The sequence below is a fragment of the Streptomyces europaeiscabiei genome (genome assembly GCF_001550375.1).
Taxonomy (GTDB): domain Bacteria; phylum Actinomycetota; class Actinomycetes; order Streptomycetales; family Streptomycetaceae; genus Streptomyces; species Streptomyces europaeiscabiei.
The window spans coordinates 1-655 of sequence record NZ_LRTR01000135.1 but is presented as its reverse complement, the minus strand read 5'-3'; the positions used below and the strand labels follow the sequence as shown (position 1 = coordinate 655).

Annotated in this window: 1 pseudogene; it reads right to left on the bottom strand. The window is 78.0% G+C overall.

What is annotated here, in order from left to right:
- Positions 1 to 655: pseudogene (locus AWZ10_RS06370) on the bottom strand (nitrate- and nitrite sensing domain-containing protein); the annotation flags it as partial.

Sequence of the window (655 nt, the reverse complement as noted above, 5' to 3'; positions counted from 1 at the left end):
GCGGGCGGGGCGCGCCGAAGCTCTCCCCGTTGACCTGAGGCCGCTCGAACTGGCCGGTGTCCTGGCCGTTCTGCCGACCCGGAGCGTTGTACTGCCCGGAGCCCTGGCCGTTCTGCCGGCCGGGCGCCCCGTACTGTCCCGGGTCCTGCGGGTTGGGCCGGCCCGGAGCCGGGAACTGGCCCGTGCCGGCGGCGTCGTAGCCCGGCATGGCGAACTGGCCGGTGGACGACGGGTCCTGCGAGGCGCCCCGGGACGGACCGGTGGGCGCCGGCGGAGCACCGGCCCCGCCGAACACGTCGGAGCGGACATAGGACCCGGTGCCGTCCTGCGGCGCGCCCGCGCCGGGGCGCTGGCTGTCGAAGTCGGCCCGCGGGGAACGCGGGAGGTCCGTGGGCGAGCCCGGAACCTGGCCGGGGTTCACGCGCGGCATCGGCGCGGTGACGTCCGGCTGCTCCTCGTGGCCGCGCGGGGCGTCCAGCGAGGCGCGCGGCACGGACGGCTGCGCGTTGTCGTCGCTCCAGCTCGGCGTCCGCGACGGGGAATTGCCACCGGGCAGCTCGGCCCGCGGGCCACCACGGCCGGGCAGCTGCGGACGGCGCCTGCCGGAACGTTCCTTGCCCTGCTTGGGCGGGACCGCACCCGGGCCGCCGTCGGT